12 protein-coding genes and 1 pseudogene are annotated in these 18021 nt (G+C 64.4%); 5 read left to right on the top strand and 8 right to left on the bottom strand.

The genetic code is table 11. From position 1 onward, the window contains the following. Window positions 1-99: 99 nt before the first annotated feature. The 8 genes from QZ656_RS15465 to tkt form a co-directional block, all read right to left on the bottom strand. The gene (locus tag QZ656_RS15465; RefSeq protein WP_291994241.1) at window positions 100-744 is read right to left on the bottom strand and encodes a putative metalloprotease CJM1_0395 family protein; all 645 of its coding nucleotides are present in this window, start codon (window positions 742-744) and stop codon (window positions 100-102) included. Window positions 745-865: 121 nt separating this feature from the next. After that, the gene (locus tag QZ656_RS15460; RefSeq protein ID WP_291994240.1) at window positions 866-1390 is read right to left on the bottom strand and encodes a glutaredoxin family protein; all 525 of its coding nucleotides are present in this window, start codon (window positions 1388-1390) and stop codon (window positions 866-868) included. Window positions 1391-1403: 13 nt separating this feature from the next. Continuing rightward, window positions 1404-3488 (bottom strand): M3 family metallopeptidase, encoded by a 2085-nt coding sequence (locus QZ656_RS15455; protein WP_291994239.1) that lies wholly within the window; start codon window positions 3486-3488, stop codon window positions 1404-1406. Between the two features lie 57 nt (window positions 3489-3545). Continuing rightward, window positions 3546-4325, bottom strand: coding sequence for a DUF2189 domain-containing protein (locus QZ656_RS15450; RefSeq protein WP_291994238.1), 780 nt, complete (start codon window positions 4323-4325; stop codon window positions 3546-3548). 57 nt (window positions 4326-4382) lie between these two features. Beyond that, the gene (locus QZ656_RS15445) at window positions 4383-5321 is read right to left on the bottom strand and encodes a phosphoribosylaminoimidazolesuccinocarboxamide synthase (protein WP_291994237.1); all 939 of its coding nucleotides are present in this window, start codon (window positions 5319-5321) and stop codon (window positions 4383-4385) included. A gap of 291 nt (window positions 5322-5612) precedes the next feature. Then, complete coding sequence (gene pyk, locus QZ656_RS15440; RefSeq protein WP_291994236.1) at window positions 5613-7034, bottom strand: pyruvate kinase; 1422 nt, start codon at window positions 7032-7034, stop codon at window positions 5613-5615. A 539-nt stretch (window positions 7035-7573) separates the two neighbouring features. Further along, on the bottom strand, window positions 7574-8575 hold the full coding sequence (gene gap, locus QZ656_RS15435; RefSeq protein WP_291994235.1) for a type I glyceraldehyde-3-phosphate dehydrogenase: 1002 nt from the start codon (window positions 8573-8575) through the stop codon (window positions 7574-7576). A 20-nt stretch (window positions 8576-8595) separates the two neighbouring features. Further along, on the bottom strand, window positions 8596-10581 hold the full coding sequence (gene tkt / locus QZ656_RS15430) for a transketolase (RefSeq protein ID WP_291994234.1): 1986 nt from the start codon (window positions 10579-10581) through the stop codon (window positions 8596-8598). A gap of 247 nt (window positions 10582-10828) precedes the next feature. Here tkt and QZ656_RS15425 point away from each other — a divergent pair, with 247 nt between their 5' ends. The 5 genes and pseudogenes from QZ656_RS15425 to QZ656_RS15405 all read left to right on the top strand — a co-directional run. Beyond that, a complete protein-coding gene (locus QZ656_RS15425) occupies window positions 10829-11689 on the top strand; it encodes an HAD-IA family hydrolase (protein WP_291994233.1) in 861 nt (286 codons plus the stop codon). Between the two features lie 48 nt (window positions 11690-11737). Beyond that, window positions 11738-13117, top strand: a complete 1380-nt coding sequence (locus QZ656_RS15420; RefSeq protein ID WP_291994232.1) for a ribulose-bisphosphate carboxylase — start codon at window positions 11738-11740, stop codon at window positions 13115-13117. A gap of 103 nt (window positions 13118-13220) precedes the next feature. Next, entirely contained in the window at window positions 13221-14024 is an 804-nt protein-coding gene (locus tag QZ656_RS15415) for a CbbQ/NirQ/NorQ/GpvN family protein (RefSeq protein ID WP_291992128.1), read from the top strand. A gap of 28 nt (window positions 14025-14052) precedes the next feature. Beyond that, entirely contained in the window at window positions 14053-16341 is a 2289-nt protein-coding gene (locus QZ656_RS15410; RefSeq protein WP_291992129.1) for a VWA domain-containing protein, read from the top strand. Window positions 16342-16759: 418 nt separating this feature from the next. Beyond that, window positions 16760-18021 (top strand): annotated as a pseudogene (locus QZ656_RS15405) (aspartate ammonia-lyase); the annotation flags it as partial.

Here is an 18021-nt window from a genome sequence, read left to right as displayed (position 1 = left end):
AATTAATGCACACCGTCAACGAGAAAACAGCGGCGCGCTCTGGTCGGCACAAGGAGCCAGCCCTGGCGTGTCGCCATCGGCCTTGCCCGAGCGGGCGTGTCAGGCGAGTGCGCGGAATCCCGTGGCGCGTTCGCCGTCGGCAACGGACTGGTAGGCGGCAGCGGCCGCTACGCCAGGACGCCGAGCGATCGCCTGGCGGCTGTCGGCGCTGCCTTCAGCGCTACTCGCGGCGCGCTCGCGGGTGGCGAGTTCCAGGCGCGCCACGCTTGCCATCTGAGCGGCCAGCGCGGCGACTTTCTGGTCCTGGGGCGATGGATCGGCGGGGGCCAGAGCAGCAGCGCGAATCTGCAGCGCCTTGGCGATCGTTGCCTTGGGGTCGTCGGCCGGGGAAATGTCAATACTGACTTCGCCGCCGACGGCGTAGCGCTGACGGTCAGGACCGACCTGATAGGTGAAAGACGCGCCACCCGTGAGGCCGGAGCCGGCCGCCATGTGCGCCAGCTCGTGCGTGCGTACCTGGCGATCGGTCGCCTGCAAGGCAGCGATCTGGCGCAAATCGGCAACGGAAAACTCGCTCTCCGAGCCGCCTCCCGTGGCCGCCGGGTCGGCCGCCGTCTCGCTCTGCCGGAGCGCTGGCACCTGGCTGTCGTTCTCGCCGTCGACCGAGCGACCGGGCGCCGCGTCGCGTGCTGGCGGCGGCGGCGAGAAAGCGAAAGCATGCAAAGGGGCAACGCTGTTGATCACCGGAACCTCGATGGCCAGTGGCCGAGATTCAGACTATAGCGCCGACACGAGCAATTCTCCAGCCGGCTGCGCAAGCGCCAGGGCGACGATGCCGCTCACGCCACGGCGCTCGGCCCGCTGGCTAACGCTCTTCGGCTGCAGAACCGGAGGGCTTGAAACCGTACGGGGCGCTCGACGGATAGCCGGCAAAGTCGAGCAGTTCGTTCCAGCTGCCGGCGACAAAACCCGTGGCATTCTGGTGGCCGACGCTGACACTCGGCAGGACGGCGTTACCGCCGAGTTGCCGGCCAAGTTCGCTGAGCTCGTCCTGGCTGGTGATCACACTTTCCGAGAAGGGCACGCCACGACGATTGAGCAGCTCGCGCGCCTGCTGACAGGCGCCACAGCCGGCACTGGTATACAAGACCACCGGGAACTTCTCGCTGGCCCGGCGGGTGGCGTAGGGAAGCCGCTGCGAGTCGGCGATACTGGGGCCCTCGTTGATCACCACGCGCGCCGTTCCTGGCGGCGGCGGCCGATCGGAGATTACGGGAACGCCGGTCTTCGGGTCTGACCAGCGGTACGTCGTCTGGGCGCTGACGACGTTCGTCGCCAGTAGCGCGGCAGCGATGTTGACGACGCGGGCGATGCGCAGAGCAGTGCGCATGGGCGATCTCCTTTCAGGCGGGAATCATGCCACTGTGCCTGAGCAGCGCGTCCACCTGCGGTTCGCGACCGCGGAAGGCACGGAAGTTGTCGATCGCTGCGCGACTGCCGCCAACCGACAGGATGCTGCTCAGGAAACGCTCGCCGGTGCTCGGGTCAAAGGGATTGCCGGCCTCTTCGAAAGCACCGTAGCAGTCGGCCGAAAGAACCTCGGCCCACTTGTAGCTGTAGTAGCCAGCGCCGTAACCGCCAGCGAAGATGTGCGCAAAGCTGTTCGGAAAGCGATGCCACTCGGGCGACACCAGGACCGCCACGTCGCGGCGCACGTCGCCGAGCAGGTCGAGCACGCTGCGCTCGCCGGCCGGGTCGAAGTCGCTGTGCAGCAGTAGGTCGAACAGCGAGAACTCGACCTGCCGCAGCGTCTGCATGCCGCTGAGGAAATTCTTCGCCGCCAGCATCTTGTCGAACAGGGCGCGCGGCAGCGGCTCGCCGCTATCGACGTGGGCGCTCATCGCCTGCAGCACGCTCCACTCCCAGCAGTAGTTCTCCATGAACTGCGACGGCAGTTCGACGGCATCCCATTCGACGCCGTGGATTCCCGAGACAGCCAGTTCATCGACCCGTGTCAGCAAGTGATGCAGGCCATGACCGGTTTCGTGGAAAAGCGTGATCACCTCGTCGTGGGTGAAAGTCGCCGGCCGGGGCTGGCCATCCTTCTCGCCAACCGGCCGTGAGAAATTGCAGTTGAGGTAGGCGACCGGCTTCTGGATTGCGTCGCCGCCTGCCGTCGGCGCGCGCCGACGGCGCGAGACGGCTTCGTCCATCCAGGCGCCACCGCGCTTCGTTTCGCGGGCGTAGAGGTCAAGGTAGAACTGGCCAAGCAGTTCGCCAGCCGGCGTCTCGATGCGAAAGAAACGGACGTCCGGATGCCAGAGCGGCGCCGTGTCGCACTTGAGGCGAACGCCGAACAGCCTTTCGATGACCGTGAACAAGCCGGCCAGGACTTTGTCCTCGGTGAAATACTGCTTCACCTCGTGCTCGGAGAACGCGTAGCGCTGCTGCAGCAACTTTTCTGAAACGTAGCCGACGTCCCACGCCTCCATCGTCTCGAGTTGCAGTTCGCGACGCGCGAAAGCTCGCAGGTCGGCGACATCCTGTTCGGCAAAGGGCCGCGCCTTGACCGCCAGGTCGTGCAGGAAGCCGAGCACCTGCGGTATCGATTCGGCCATTTTTGGCACCAGCGAAACCTCGGCGAAGTTGGCGTAGCCGAGCATCTGCGCTTCTTCCCGGCGGAGCAGCAGAATCTGGCGAATCAGCGCCGTGTTGTCGAGTTCGGCGGCGCCAAATTCCGCGGCGCGCGTGGCGTAGGCCCGATACATCGACGCCCGCAGGCGACGGCTATCGGCGTACTGCAGCACCGGCAGGTAGGACGGCATGTGCAGGGTGAACCGCCAGCCGCCCTCGCCAGCCTTCTCGGCCGCCTCGCGGGCGGCCTGGCGGGCGTCGTCGGGCAGGCCGGCCAGTTCGCCTTCGTCGCTCACTGTCTCGGCGAATGCGTTGGTCGCGTCGAGCAGGTTCTCCGAAAACCTGGCCGCAAGCTGCGACAGCTCCTCGGCGACGGCCTGGAAGCGCGGCTTCTGATCTTCGGGCAACTCGGCGCCGGCGAGCCGGAAGTCGCGTACCTCGTGGTCGACAATCCGCCGCTGCGCGGCCGACAAGCCGGCGTATTCGCTGCTCTCGGCGATCGCCTTGTACTTGGCGAACAGCCGCAGGTTCTGACCGACTTCGGCGTAAAAACGCGAGACCTCGGGTAGCATCCGGTTATAGGCGTCGCGCCAATCGGGAACGTCATTGACCGCGTGCAGGTGACCGACGATTCCCCAGGCGCGCGACAGCGGCTCGAGACCGTCGGTCAGCGGCGCGGCGAAATCGGTCCAGGTCGCGGCGACGTCGTCCATGGTCAGGCGCTCGATCAGCGCGCGGCCCTCGCCGAGCAGCTTGCTGATTGCCGGCTGCACGTCGGACGGCACAATGACGTCGAAGCGGGGCAGACCAGAAAAGTCGAGCAGTGGGTTGTCGTTCGGGGGGGTGGCAGTCATCAGAGGTTCCGTGGTTCGCGAAAAGCAGTCGCCGAGCCCAGCTCGGCGCTGCGTCACTTATTCTACAAGGTCACGATAAGCGTGCCACGAGGCGTGGCCGATCAGCGGCATGAAGATGATCAATCCGAAAAACAGCGTGGCGAAGCTGAGGACGGTCAGCGTCAGGACGATGAACGCCCACAGGGTCATCACCCGCAAATTGGCTTTTACGGCGCGCAGACTGGTGCGCATGGCGGTGACGCAATCGATCTGGCGATCAAGCAACATCGGCACCGAAACGACGGTAATCGCAAAAACGAGCAGCGCCAGCGTGCCGCCGCTGACCAACCAGATGAACAACAGTGGGCGATACTCGGGGTTGGTCGGCACGGCGGCGATCAGGACCAGCAGATCGGGCGCCAGGTGCGGCGCCAGCAGCACGAAGAGCAGCGTCGAAACGCGCTCCCAGCTCAGGCCGATTAGTGCCAGCAGCAATCCCAGCTTGGCCAGCTCGGCGCGGTTCCGCCGACCGGCCGCCAGCGATTCGAAGAAAGCCGTCGACCGGCCGCTCTCGCGTCGCCGGCTGATCTCGTAGAGGCCGCCGGCGAGCAGTGGCGCGACCAGGAAGAATCCGGAAGTGGCGGCGATGAAAAGATGGCCGCTGCGCCAGGCGAAAACGGTGATCACGTCGCCGACGGCGGCGAACAGCAGGCCGAAGGCGATGCTGGCAATCGGGCTGGTGCGTAAATCGCGCCAGCCGGCGGACAGCCAGTAAAAGGGCTGCCCGAGGAAGACGCTGCGCACTTTTGGCGGCGAGATCTTCTCGCAGCGCTCGCCTGGCGTAGCTTCTAGAGGCATGCATTCTCCTTGCTCAAGGGCGTCGACGCGCGCTCGTGCGTCACCCCCGGACGGCGATCATTCACCAAACTTCTCGCCGATCAGGCGCTCGCCGGCCTCGGCATACCTGGCCCGCGTGCCGGCAATCAGCGCCGCTGGCAGGCGCGGCCCCGGCGCCTGTTTGTTCCAGTCCAGAGCCGCCAGATAGTCGCGCACATACTGCTTGTCGAAAGACGGTGGATTGCTGCCGGCACGGTAGCCGTCAGCAGGCCAGAAGCGCGACGAGTCCGGCGTCAGCACTTCGTCGATCAGATGCAGCGTACCGGCGCTATCGAGACCGAACTCGAACTTGGTGTCAGCAATGATGATCCCGCGCGTTGCGGCAAATTCGGCGGCCGTAGTGTACAGCGCGATGGCCGCGTCGCGCGCCTGCGCGGCAATCTCGGCGCCGCTCTTGCCGACGCTGGCCAGCAGGTCGGCGAGCGCGGCCGCGCACTCGGCTTGCGCACGCTCGAAAGAAACGTTTTCGTCGTGATCGCCAATCGCCGCTTTGGTCGCTGGCGTGAATAGCGCTTGCGGCAAGCGGCTGGCGAGCAGTAGCCCGGCCGGTAACTGGATCCCGCAAACGCAGCCACTGGCCTGGTAATCAAGCCATCCCGAGCCGATCAGGTAGCCGCGCACGACGGCTTCGATGGGTAGCGGACGCAAGCGCTTGACGACCAGCGCGCGGCCGCGCACCTGCGCGCGCTCACTGGCCGCAACAACGCTTTCCGGGTCGATCCCGGTCAGCTGATTGGGGATTATTTCGGCGAGCTTGTCGAACCAGAAGCTGGCCAGCCGAGTGAGTATCCGGCCCTTGCCGGGAATCGGGTCCGGCAGGATTACGTCGAAAGCCGACAGGCGATCGCTGGTGACGATCAGTAGTTTGTCGGCGTCAACGGCGTAGATGTCACGCACCTTGCCGCGGCCGAGCAGCGGCAGGCTGGTGATGGTCGATTCGAAGAGAGCGTCGGTCACGTGTTCATCCGGTCCGGCAAAGAGGTGATCGAAAGGAAGTCGAGCTCGGCGATTATAGGACAGATCGTTGCCGGCTCAGTGTCCCCCGTCGGCGCCAGCGTGCCTTCGGCAGCGCAAATGCTCGATGGGGAGCGGCGTGACGACCTTATTCGGCGCCCGCAGCCGCCACAAATCGACGGCGCAGCGAACGGCTCTTGGCGACTCGCCGCCAGGCAAGCCGCCGGTGCCGCTCAAGCGCTGGCCGGCCAGCGAACGCGCAGCGCGCTGCTGCCGGCGGCTCGCGCGCGCCGCCTACTCGCCGACACGAACGATCTTCAGCGTATTGGTGCCACCGCTGTTGCCCAAGGGTTCGCCGGCGGTCAACACGATGAAGTCGCCCTTGACGACGATGCCCTGGCTCATCAGCAGCTGTTCGGCGTCGCGCAGCAGTTGATCGCGGCTATTCGGCTGCTGGTCCATGAACATCGGAAATACCGCCCGGTAAAGACTCATCTTGGTCAGTGCTTCGCGGCGCGGGGTCAAGGCATAAACCGGTACGCCACAGTTCAAGCGGCTCATCCACAGCGCCGTCGATCCCGACTCGGTGAGCGCTGCGATCGCTTTGACCTTGAGGTGGTGCGCGGTCCAGATCGCCGCCAGAGAAATCGTCTGATCGATGCGGGTAAAGACCTGGTTGAGGAATTCGCGCTCGAGCGTCACTTCGGCAGACTTCTCCGCCTCGAGACAGATCCGGGCCATCGCTTCGACCGTTTCGACCGGGAACTTGCCGGCTGCGGTTTCGGCCGAAAGCATCACCGCGTCGGTGCCGTCGAGAACCGCGTTGGCGACGTCGGAGACCTCGGCACGCGTTGGCGTCGGCGAGAGAATCATCGACTCCATCATTTGCGTCGCCGTGATCGCCAGCTTGTTCTTCTCGCGGGCCAGGCGAATCATCCGCTTCTGCAACGCCGGCACGGCGGCGTCGCCGACTTCGACGGCGAGATCGCCACGGGCGACCATGATGCCATCGGACGCGCAGACGATCTCGTCGAGCGCCGCCACGGCTTCGACGCGCTCGATCTTGGCAATGGTCAGCGCGTGCCCGCCGGCGGCGTGCATCAGTTGCTTGGCCATATACATGTCGGCCGCGCTCTTGGGGAACGAGACGGCAACGAAATCGACGTCGATGCTCGCCGCGGTACGGATATCGTCCATGTCCTTGGCGGTCAGCGCGTGCGCCGACAGACCGCCTCCCTGCCGATTGATGCCCTTGTTGTCAGACAGCTCGCCACCGTGACGAACGACCGTGAAGATCTCCGAACCGAGCACCCGCTGCACGTCGAGAACAATTCGCCCGTCATCGAGCAGAAGAACGCTGCCTGCCGACACGTCGCGGGGCAGGTCCTTGTAGTCAAGGCCAACGCGTTCGGCATGACCCATTTCGCATTTGGCGTCAAGAATGAAGGGCTGGCCTTTTTCCAGCCAGATCTTGCGGTCGGCAAATTTTCCGATACGGATCTTCGGACCCTGCAAGTCGGCGAGAATGCCGACCGGGCGTCCGACGCGAGCCGCCGCCTCGCGGACCAGTTGAGCGCGGTCGATGTGATCCTGCGGTTTGCCATGCGAGAAGTTGAGACGAACGACATCGACGCCGGCGTGGATCATGCGTTCGAGCACATCGGCGTCAGAAGACGCCGGACCGAGGGTGGCGACGATTTTGGTATCTCGGGGCATGGGGGGTTCCTATCTTTTTTTTCTTTGGGGTGTGGTAGCAAGTGCGCTTTCCCGACACTGAATGCTGAATGCGAACCAGGCACGTCAGGCCGCGTGCCCGCCGTTGTCTCGGACAGCTTCGGGCGTCGCCGCGTTCAACCGCGGTTTCGCATCCTGCAGGCGAGCGAGGATGACGGCAGTGGCGCTCGGACGCACGCCACAGCGGGACCAACAAACTCTGGGTGATCGGGGATACGCGTCCGACGCGCACTTTGGCGAAAGCGGTGACCGTGGTCAAGGCTTTCCTGGCACGAACGGGAAGAAATGCAGGGAAGAAGTGCACACTCGACCGGCAGCACGGGGTGGAGCACCGGCGCCAGTGCTCCGACGGCAGGAGCGCAAGATCGACTGCTGCGGACAGCGTTAATCCGCCGGACAAGGGCGGCAAGAAGCTGGCAAGCAGGAGGGACCAAGCAGAAAGATTCTGCCAGGAGTGAAATGGGCGTAAGGGGGGGAAATACGAGAATGAGAGGTGCCCGAAGGCACCTCTCGGTAGCTGCTTAGCGAGCCATGACTTTAATCATTTCCAGCACTTTGCAGGAGTAGCCCCACTCGTTGTCGTACCACGAGACAACCTTGACGAAGGTGCTGTCAAGCGCCATGCCGGCGTCGGCGTCAAACACCGACGTGCAGCTCTCGCCACGGAAGTCGGTAGCCACCACTTTATCGGTGGTGTAACCGAGAACGCCCTTCATCGGGCCTTCGGAGGCCGCCTTCATCGCCGCACAGATCGCTTCGTAGGTGGCGTCCTTGTTCAGCTCGACAGTCAGGTCAACGACCGAGACGTCCGAGGTCGGCACGCGGAAAGCCATGCCGGTGAGCTTCTTGTTGAGCTCGGGGATGACTTTGCCGACAGCCTTGGCTGCACCGGTCGAGGACGGAATGATGTTCTCGAGGATGCCGCGACCACCACGCCAGTCCTTGTTGGACGGGCCATCGACGGTTTTCTGGGTAGCGGTGGCGGCGTGCACTGTGGTCATCAGGCCACGCTTGATACCCCAGTTGTCATTCAGCACCTTGGCCACGGGGGCCAGGCAGTTGGTGGTGCAGGAAGCGTTCGAAATGATCGTCTGGCCAGCATAGGTACTGTCATTGACGCCAAACACGAACATCGGCGTATCGTCCTTGCTTGGTGCGCTCTGGATGACCTTCTTGGCACCGGCGGTGATGTGCTTCTGGCACGACTCGGTGGTCAGGAAGAGGCCGGTCGCGTCAACGACGATATCGGCGCCAATTTCGTCCCACTTCAGCTCGGCCGGATCCTTGACCGCGGTCAGGCGGACCTTCTTGCCATTGACGACCAGCGAGGTGCCTTCGACGGCGACGGTGCCCTTGAAGCGGCCATGGACCGAGTCGTACTTGAGCATGTACGCCAGATAGTCGGGTTCGAGCAGGTCGTTGATACCGACGATCTCGATGTCATTCGGGAAGTTCTGTACGGCTGCACGAAAAACCATCCGTCCGATACGGCCAAAGCCATTGATCCCTACTTTGATTGTCATGAAACGGTCTCCTTGAGAAATTACAACACTGATTTCACGGTCGCGACGACATTGCTCACCGTGAAACCGAAAAAGTCGAACAACTGGCCTGCGGGTGCCGACTCGCCAAAACGATCGATACCAATTACAGCGCCTTCGAGGCCGACATACTTCCGCCACAAGCCGCTGACGCCGGCTTCGACGGCCACGCGCGGTATGCCGCGTGGCAAAACTTGTGCATGGTAGGCCGCGTCCTGACGGTCGAAGACTTCGCCGCAGGGCATCGACACGACGCGCACGGCGATTCCCTCAGCGGCCAGCGCCTGGGCGGCGTCAACGACCAGCGTGACCTCCGAGCCGGTCGCCAGCAACACCGCCTGTGGCGCGCTGCAGTCAACCAGAACATAGGCGCCACGCCGCATGCTGGCAGGCAGCACACCGGTCGTCACCGTCGGCAGGTTCTGGCGCGACAGCGCCAGAATCGTCGGGCCATCGTTGCGTTCGATGGCGGCGACCCACGCTACCGCCGTTTCGCTGGCATCCGCCGGACGCCAGACGTCGACGTTCGGAATCAGGCGCAGGCTGGCCAGGTGCTCGATCGGCTGATGCGTCGGGCCGTCTTCGCCGAGACCGATCGAATCGTGCGTATAGACCATGATCTGGCGCAACCGCATCAGCGCTGCCATGCGAATCGCGTTGCGTGCGTAGTCCGAAAAAACCAGGAAGGTGGCGGTATAAGGAATCAGGCCGCCGTGCAGCGCGAGGCCATTGGCGATTGCCGTCATCGCGAACTCACGCACGCCGTAGTACAGGTAGTTACCGCCCTCGCCCTTGCTGACGCCCCGGGAACCTTTCCACAGCGTCAGGTTGGAACCCGCCAGGTCGGCCGAGCCGCCGATCAGTTCGGGCAAACGCGGCGCCAGCGCGCTGATCGCGTTCTGCGAAGCCTTGCGGGTGGCGATGTTTTCGGCCCGGTCGGCGACCTCGGCAAGCATCTGCGCGACGTCGGCGCTCCAGTCGGCAGGCAGCTCCTTGCGCACGCGACGCGAAAACTCGCCCGCCAACTCTGGAAAAGCCGCCTGATAGGTGGCGAAACGCGACGTCCAGTTGTTCTCGAAAACGGTGCCACGCATGTGGCCATCCCATTTCGCGTAGACCTCGTCGGGAATTTCGAAAGGCGCGTGCGGCCAGTCCAGATGAACGCGTGCGGCGGCGATCTCGGCCGCCCCCAGTGGCGCACCATGGACGTCGTGCGTGCCGACCTTGTTTGGCGAACCCTCGCCGATCCGCGTCTTGCAGCAGATCAGCGTCGGCCGCGCAGTTTCGGCGCGTGCGGCCAGCAGCGCCTGGTCGATGGCTTCACTATCGTGGCCGTCGACATCGGCGATCACCTGCCAGCCGTAGGCCGCAAAACGCTGCGGCGTATCGTCGGTGAACCAGCCCTCGACACGGCCGTCGATGGAAATGCCGTTGTCGTCATAAAGAGCGATCAGCTTGCCCAGTCCGAGCGTCCCCGCCAACGAGCAGGCTTCATGCGAGATGCCTTCCATCAGGCAGCCGTCGCCGAGGAAGACGTAGGTCGAATGGTTCACGATCTGGTGCCCTGGCCGATTGAAGTCGGCGGCCAGCACCTGCTCGGCGATCGCCATGCCAACGGCGTTGGCAAGCCCCTGTCCCAGCGGTCCGGTGGTCGTTTCGACACCGGCTGTATGGCCTACTTCGGGATGACCAGGAGTCCGCGAACGAAACTGCCGGAAGTTTTTCAGATCGTCGATTGAGACGTCATAGCCGCTGAGATGCAGCAGCGTGTACAACAGCATCGAACCGTGACCGTTGGAGAGAACGAAACGATCGCGGTCGGGCCATGCGGGATTGCCCGGGTTGTGGCGCAGATGGCGGCGCCAAAGAACTTCGGCAATTTCGGCCATCCCCATTGGCATACCGGGGTGACCCGAGTTGGCTTGTTGAACCGCGTCCATGGCGAGGACGCGAATGACGTTGGTCAGGGCGGTAGGAGCAATGGGCACGATGATTGGCTGATCCGGAGGAGAGGGTTGGAGCGCATGGGCAAATTATCCGCCAAAACAGCAGGCATTGCCACCTCCGCTGGTCAACCAGTAAAAGTGGCTACCAAAGCCGTCGGCCGATGCAACAAGCGCCCGCAGGGGCATTTATTAAGTAATAAAACTTAATCATAATCAGAATAAAGTTTAACTTTTAATTATCTATTGCGCCGCCTACACTGGCTGCACCTGGACTTGCCGCGTGCGCACCATGACCACAGACCCTATCGCCAGCGCCCTGCCGCTGGCCGCAGCCGCCGGAGCAGCGCTGCAGGCCGTCATTTTCGACGTTGACGGGACGCTGGCCGATACCGAGCGCGACGGCCACCGCCGGGCGTTCAATCAGGCTTTTGCGCAGTGCGGTGTGGACTGGCACTGGTCGGTCAGCGCCTACGGCGAACTGCTGGCGGTGACCGGCGGCAAGGAACGGCTTCGTCACTTTGCCACCAGGCACGCAACCGAACTGCTGCGCCGGCGGGGCGGCGACGCCTGGCTGGCCGACCTGCACCAACGCAAGAATGAAATCTACCGGCAGCTGCTGGGCGCTGGCACGATCGGCCTGCGGCCCGGCGTGGCGCGCTTGCTCGGCGACTTGCGTGGCGCTGGCGTGCGTCTGGCAATCGCCACGACGACGACGCGTTCGAACCTCGACAGCCTGCTGCTGAGCAGCTTCGGCGACGACTCGCGTACGCTGTTCGAAGTCATCGGCGCTGGCGACGTCGTCACCGACAAGAAGCCGGCGCCGGCTATCTATCACTGGGTACTGCAGCGGCTGCGACTACCGCCGGTGGCTTGTCTGGCGGTCGAGGATTCGCGGCCAGGATTTCTCGCGGCGCACGCGGCCGGCGTGCCGACGTTGATTACCATCAACGCCTATAGCGCAGACACAGACTGCAGCGGCGCGCTGAGCGTCGTCAGCGACCTCGGTGAGCCCGGCGTACCGGCGCGCTGCCTTGGCGGCCAGCCGCTCAACGACGACGGCTACGTCGATCTCGCGCAGCTGCGCCGCTGGCATCGAACAGCAGCCAGTGAGGCACAGCGCTCGCCGACAAGCGTCCTGGCGGCACACTGAACGAACACGCAACGCCCTCATCACTCTTATCGACACGGAGACAGAATCATGGACCAATCGAATCGTTACGCCGACCTCAGCCTCAAGGAAGACGAGCTGATCAGCGCTGGCAAACACATCCTGGTGGCTTACAAGATGAAGCCCAAGGCCGGCTACGACTATCTGCAGGCGGCAGCGCACTTCGCTGCCGAGTCGTCGACCGGCACCAACGTCGAGGTGTGCACCACCGACGACTTCACGCGCGGCGTCGACGCGCTGGTGTATCTGATCGACGAGGCCAGCGAGGAAATGCGCATCGCCTATCCGCTCGACCTCTTTGACCGCAACGTCACCGATGGACGGATGATGATCGTCTCGTTCCTGACGCTGGTGATCGGCAACAACCAGGGCATGGGCGACATCGAGCACGCCAAGATCTATGACTTCTACATGCCCGAACGCGCGCTGCAGCTGTTCGACGGCCCGGCCAAGGACATCTCCGACATGTGGCGGATTCTCGGCCGGCCGGTCAAGGACGGCGGCTACATTGCCGGCACGATCATCAAGCCCAAGCTCGGCCTGCGTCCAGAGCCTTTTGCCAAGGCCGCCTACCAGTTCTGGCTCGGCGGCGACTTCATCAAGAACGACGAGCCGCAGGGCAACCAGGTGTTCGCGCCGATGAAGAAGGTGATGCCGCTGGTGGTCGACGCGATGAAGCGCGCGCAGGACGAAACCGGCCAGGCCAAGCTGTTCTCGGCCAACATTACCGCCGACGATCACTACGAGATGTGCGCGCGTGCCGACTACATCCTCGAAGCCTTCGGAGCCGACGCCGACAAGGTCGCATTTCTGGTCGACGGCTACGTCGGCGGCCCGGGCATGGTCACCACCGCGCGCCGGCAGTACCCCAACCAGTACCTGCACTACCATCGTGCCGGTCACGGCGCGGTCACCTCGCCGAGTTCGAAGCGCGGTTACGACGCCTACGTGCTGGCCAAGATGGCGCGCCTGCAGGGCGCCTCGGGAATTCACGTCGGCACCATGGGCTACGGCAAGATGGAAGGCACCGCCGACGACCGGGCCATCGCCTACATCATCGAGCGCGACGAGTATCAAGGGCCGGCCTACTTGCAGAAATGGTACGGCATGAAGCCGACGACGCCGATCATCTCGGGCGGCATGAACGCGCTGCGCCTGCCGGGCTTCTTCGCCAACCTCGGCCACGGCAACGTCATCAACACCTCGGGAGGCGGCTCGTACGGCCACATCGACAGCCCGGCCGCCGGAGCCATTTCGCTGCGCCAGGCCTACGAATGCTGGCAAGCCGGCGCCGACCCGATCGAGTGGGCCAGGGAGCACCGCGAATTCGCGCGCGCTTTCGAGTCGTTCCCGGGCGACGCCGATACGCTCTATCCCGGCTGGCGCGATAAACTCGGCGCGCATCGCTAGCAGCCCGGGCGGTCGGGACAGCGGGGCAAGGGTCGCATGGCGGCCGGCGCCCCGGGTCACTGACCCCGCCGCAGATCGACGTAGCGCAGAACAGGGACAGGCAATGACCGACAAGGAGCAGTTCAAGGTTCGCGAAGAACCTTTCTATCAGCCGCAGGGCAAGGAAGTCGCGCTCTACGAGGCGGCGTACGCGGCGCGTCTGCCGGTGATGGTCAAGGGGCCGACCGGTTGCGGCAAGTCGCGCTTCATCGAATACATGGCCTGGAAGCTGGCGCGGCCGTTGATCACCGTCGCCTGTAACGAAGACATGACCGCCTCCGACCTGGTCGGGCGCTACCTGCTCGAAGCCAACGGCACGCGCTGGCTCGACGGCCCGCTGACCACCGCCGCGCGCATCGGCGCGATCTGTTACCTCGACGAAATCGTCGAGGCGCGTCAGGACACGACGGTCGTCATCCACCCGCTGACCGACCACCGGCGCACGCTGCCGCTCGACAAGAAGGGCGAAGTGATCCGCGCGCACGCCGATTTCCAGCTGGTGATCTCGTACAACCCCGGCTACCAGAGCCTGATGAAGGACCTCAAGCAATCGACCAAGCAGCGCTTCACGGCTTTCGAGTTCGACTATCCCGATGCGGCGCTGGAGGTCGCCATTCTGGCCAGCGAAAGCGGCATTGATGAAGCCACCGCCGGCCAACTGGTGAGCATCGGCGCCGCTGCCCGGCGGCTCAAGGGGCATGGCCTCGACGAGGGCATCTCGACGCGTCTGCTGGTCTATGCGGCGACGCTGATCAAGGGCGGCGTCGCGCCCGCCGACGCCTGCCGCATGGCGCTGGTGCGACCGATCACCGACGACCGCGATATCCGCGACACGCTGGATCATGCGATCGACGCGGTCTTCGCCTGAGCGCGGTCGCCGAGTACAGATTCAGGCCATGGCCGCTCCCGACAATCCCGCCGCCCCCTCCTGGGAAGAGCGCCTGCACGGCTACCGCGAGCAACTCGCCTGCGGCTTTCCGCAGGTCGCCGAGGTCTTCGAAGAATGCCTGCGCGAGGCGCTCGTCGTACTTTCCGCCAGCGGCCTTGACGCCTATCTCGATACGGCGCGCTTCCTCGGCGGCATGGGCCGCGGCGTCGAGCCGCCACTGCTCTTCCTCGAAGAATGGCCGGCGATCGCCAGGACACTGGGCGAAGACGCCCTGCCGGCAATCAACGCCAGCATGCAGGCGCTCGGCAAATCGCCGAACGCCAGGGCGATCACACCCTTCCTGCAGACGCTGGCCGCAGTCGCTCGCCGACTGCCTGCAGCGCGGCAAATGCAGCGCTACCTGGACCTGACGCAGGAGTTTACCGAGCGCACGACGGGTTCGATCCACGGCATTCATCAGACCTTCGCCAGCCCCGGCTTGCCCGACTTCTTCGCGCAGGCGCCGACGCTGCTCGACAAACTGTCGATCGGCGGGCTGCGCAAGTGGGTCGACTACGGCATCCGCAACTACGCCAATCATCCCGAACGGCAGCGCGATTACTTCAGCCTCAAATCGGCGGACAGCCGCGCCGTGCTGCAGCGCGAGCGCCACGGCACGCTGCTGGTCGACCACCAGCGCTTGCTCGATCTCTATCTGCGCGGCCTATGGGGCGACAGCGCGCTGCTCGTGCCCTATCCGAGCGACGCCGATCAGGCCGCCCGGCCAGCGCCCTACTACGATGCCGACGGTATTCGCCTGCCGGACGTCCTCGACGATGCGCACGGCGTTTCCGGCATCGACCGCTACCGCGCGACGCTGGCGCATATCGCCGGCCACCGGCGCTGGAGCACGCCGATGTTTGCCGACAACTGTAGCCCGATGCAGCGCCTGGCGATTGAGGTCTTCGAAGACAGCCGCATCGAGACGCTGCTGATGCGCGTCTATCCCGGCCTGCGCCGGACCTTCCTGGCGCTGCACCCGGCACCGCGCGCCGACGCCTGCGACCCGGCAAGCACTTCGTGCCTGCGTCATCGCCTGAGCATGTTCTCGCGCGCGCTGCTCGATTCCGAACACGGCTACCACGACGCCGAATTGTTGAAGTTCGTTGGCCACTTCCACGAGACGATGGCGCAGGGTGATTCGAGCAGCGAAGAAATCGCCGACCTGGCGCTCGCCTACATCGCCCGTACCCGCCGTCAGAGCGACCAGTTGGCCAGCGTCCATTTCGCCGATACCGACGTCGGCTATCGCGACGACAACCGCCACCTGTGGCGATTCCACGAACTCAGCGACGACGAGGAGATGTTCGACGAGCCGCGCCCAACGACAGCTGCTACCGACGTCGACCGCCTGCTGCCGCGCCACTACCGCGAGTGGGATTACCAGAGCCAGAGCTATCGGCCGGACTGGGTCAGCCTCTACGAATCGCTGCACCCGGCCGGCGACGCCGGCGATATCGACCGCCTGCTCGAAAAACACGCCGCGCTGGCCCGCCGTCTCAAGCGCCTGCTCGACATCCTGAAACCGCAGGACAAGGTACGCATTCGCTATCGGGAAGACGGCAGCGAACTCGACCTCGACGTCGCCATTCGCTCGCTGATCGACTTCAAGGGCGGCGCCAACCCCGACCCGCGGATCAACATGAGTCACCGTACCAACGGTCGCAACCTGGCGGTTCTGGTCCTGCTCGACCTCTCGCAGTCGCTGGCCGACAAGGTCAAGGTTGGCACCGGCGGTGGCGAGCAAAGCATCCTCGAATTGAGCCAGGAAGCGGTGTCGCTGCTCGCCTGGTCGATCGAACAACTCGGCGATCCCTTCGCCATCGCCGGCTTCCACTCCGACAGCCGCCATGATGTTCGCTACCTGCACCTCAAGGGCTACAGCGAGCGCTGGGGCGACGCCGTCAAAAGCCGCCTGGCGGCGATGCAGGCCGGCTATTCAACGCGCATGGGAGCGGCCATGCGCCACGCCGCACACTACCTGGCGGCGCAGAAGGCCGACAAGAAGCTGCTGCTGCTGCTCACCGACGGCCAGCCCGCCGACGTCGATGTCCATGACGAACGCTTGTTGATCGAGGACGCCCGCAAAGCCGTCGAGGAACTCGACCAGCAAGGCATCTTCACCTATTGCATCAACCTCGACCGCCAGGCCGACGACTACGTCGGCGACATTTTCGGTCGGCGCTATACGGTGATCGACAACATCGAGCGCCTGCCGGAGCGGCTGCCGGAGCTGTTCATGGCGCTGACTCGCTAGCCCTGACGACAACTCGCGCGCCGAAGCGTGCCGACCGGCGAGCAACGACGCGATGATTGTGGGTTGCACGGTGCTCACCGGCTGCTGGCAAACCCGTTCCGCTGATCACCAGGCTGCGCGGCAGTTGGTCGAGCATCGCCGCCGGGCGCGCGTTTAAACTTCAGTCACTGTCGGCACCATCGGCTAGAATCGGCGCAGCGGCTGCAGGCAGAAATCACGACTCCGGCAAGATCCGACGGCGGTGTTGCCGCTTATGGGATCTTTGCGGCCGCCAACGAAGTCGCGGGCAGATACGGCGCGCGTGGGTGCACCAGAGTTCTTGAAGCAGGCCGCCTGCTGCAGCACACCATCACTTTTCCCGAAACACGGCTGTCAGGCTCGTGCGGCAGTCGCCCTCACGCAAGCGAAAGGAACAGCAATGGCACGAATCGAAAAGGACTTCCTGGGCGAGAAGGAACTGCCGGATACCGCGTACTACGGCGTGCAGACGCTGCGTGGCCTGCACAACTTCCACATTACCGGCATCCCGATGTCGGCCGAGCCGTTCTTCGTCAAGGCCTTCGGCTACGTCAAGAAAGCGGCAGCGCTGACCAACCGCAACCTTGGCGTCATCGATGCCAGGATTGCCGACGCGATCATCGGCGCCTGTGACCGCTTGATCGCCGGCGAGATGGACGACCAGTTCGTCACCGACTTCATCCAGGGCGGCGCCGGCACGTCGACCAACATGAACGCCAACGAGGTGATCGCCAACCTGGCGCTCGAAAGCCTTGGCCACCAGAAAGGCGAGTACGAGTTCGTCAACCCCAATGACCACGTCAACTGCGGGCAATCGACCAACGACGTCTACCCGACCGCGTTCAGACTGGCGCTGATCCTGCGGCTGAGCAGCTACATGGACGCCTTGCGCCGCCTGGAAGACGCTTTTCACGCCAAGGGCAAGGAATTCGAGGGTGTCCTGAAAATGGGCCGCACACATCTTCAGGATGCCGTTCCGATGTCGCTCGGGCAGGAATTCCATGGCTGGGGAACGACCATGGGCGAGGAGGTGCATCGCATCGCCGACGTGCGCCAGTTGCTGCACGAGGTCAATCTCGGAGCGACGGCGATCGGTACCTCGGTGACCGCCGCGCGCGGCTACCCGGAAATGGTCACGCGCTGCCTGTCGGACCTCACCGGCATCAAGCTGATCCTCGCCGGCGACCTGGTCGAGGCCACCTCCGACACCGGCGCCTACGTACAGCTGTCGGGTGTCCTCAAGCGTACGGCGGCGAAACTGACCAAGATCTGCAACGACATCCGCCTGCTCGCCTCGGGTCCGCGCTGCGGCTTCAACGAGATCAACCTGCCGCAGATGCAGCCCGGTTCGTCGATCATGCCGGGCAAGGTCAATCCGGTGATTCCGGAGGTCGTGAACCAGACCAGCTTCCTGGTCATCGGCCTCGACCTGACCGTCACGTTGGCCGCTTCGGCTGGCCAGTTGCACTCAACGTCATGGAACCGGTAATCACCTTCGCGCTGTTTACGTCGATTTCACGATGGAACACGCGGTCAACAGCCTGCGCGTGAAACTGCGTCCGCGGCATCACCGCCAACGCCGAGCACTCGCGCGACATGGTCCTCAACTCGTTGGGCATAGTGACCGTGCTCAAGCAGTCGCTGGGCTACAAGCAGTGCTCT

It is taken from the genome of Candidatus Accumulibacter sp. ACC003 (assembly GCF_907163085.1).
Classification (GTDB): domain Bacteria; phylum Pseudomonadota; class Gammaproteobacteria; order Burkholderiales; family Rhodocyclaceae; genus Accumulibacter.
Note: the sequence above shows the minus strand (reverse complement) of the source record. Positions and strands in the feature narration are given on the sequence as shown.

Bases quoted from the DNA above. Each gene is read 5' to 3' on its own strand.
- QZ656_RS15460 (WP_291994240.1), bottom strand. From the start codon at position 1,390: ATGCGCACTGCTCTGCGCATCGCCCGCGTCGTCAACATCGCTGCCGCG.
- pyk (WP_291994236.1), bottom strand. From the start codon at position 7,034: ATGCCCCGAGATACCAAAATCGTCGCCACCCTCGGTCCGGCGTCTTCT.
- gap (WP_291994235.1), bottom strand. From the start codon at position 8,575: ATGACAATCAAAGTAGGGATCAATGGCTTTGGCCGTATCGGACGGATG.
- QZ656_RS15450 (WP_291994238.1), bottom strand. From the start codon at position 4,325: ATGCCTCTAGAAGCTACGCCAGGCGAGCGCTGCGAGAAGATCTCGCCG.
- QZ656_RS15420 (WP_291994232.1), top strand. From the start codon at position 11,738: ATGGACCAATCGAATCGTTACGCCGACCTCAGCCTCAAGGAAGACGAG.
- QZ656_RS15425 (WP_291994233.1), top strand. From the start codon at position 10,829: ATGACCACAGACCCTATCGCCAGCGCCCTGCCGCTGGCCGCAGCCGCC.
- QZ656_RS15410 (WP_291992129.1), top strand. From the start codon at position 14,053: ATGGCCGCTCCCGACAATCCCGCCGCCCCCTCCTGGGAAGAGCGCCTG.
- QZ656_RS15415 (WP_291992128.1), top strand. From the start codon at position 13,221: ATGACCGACAAGGAGCAGTTCAAGGTTCGCGAAGAACCTTTCTATCAG.
- QZ656_RS15455 (WP_291994239.1), bottom strand. From the start codon at position 3,488: ATGACTGCCACCCCCCCGAACGACAACCCACTGCTCGACTTTTCTGGT.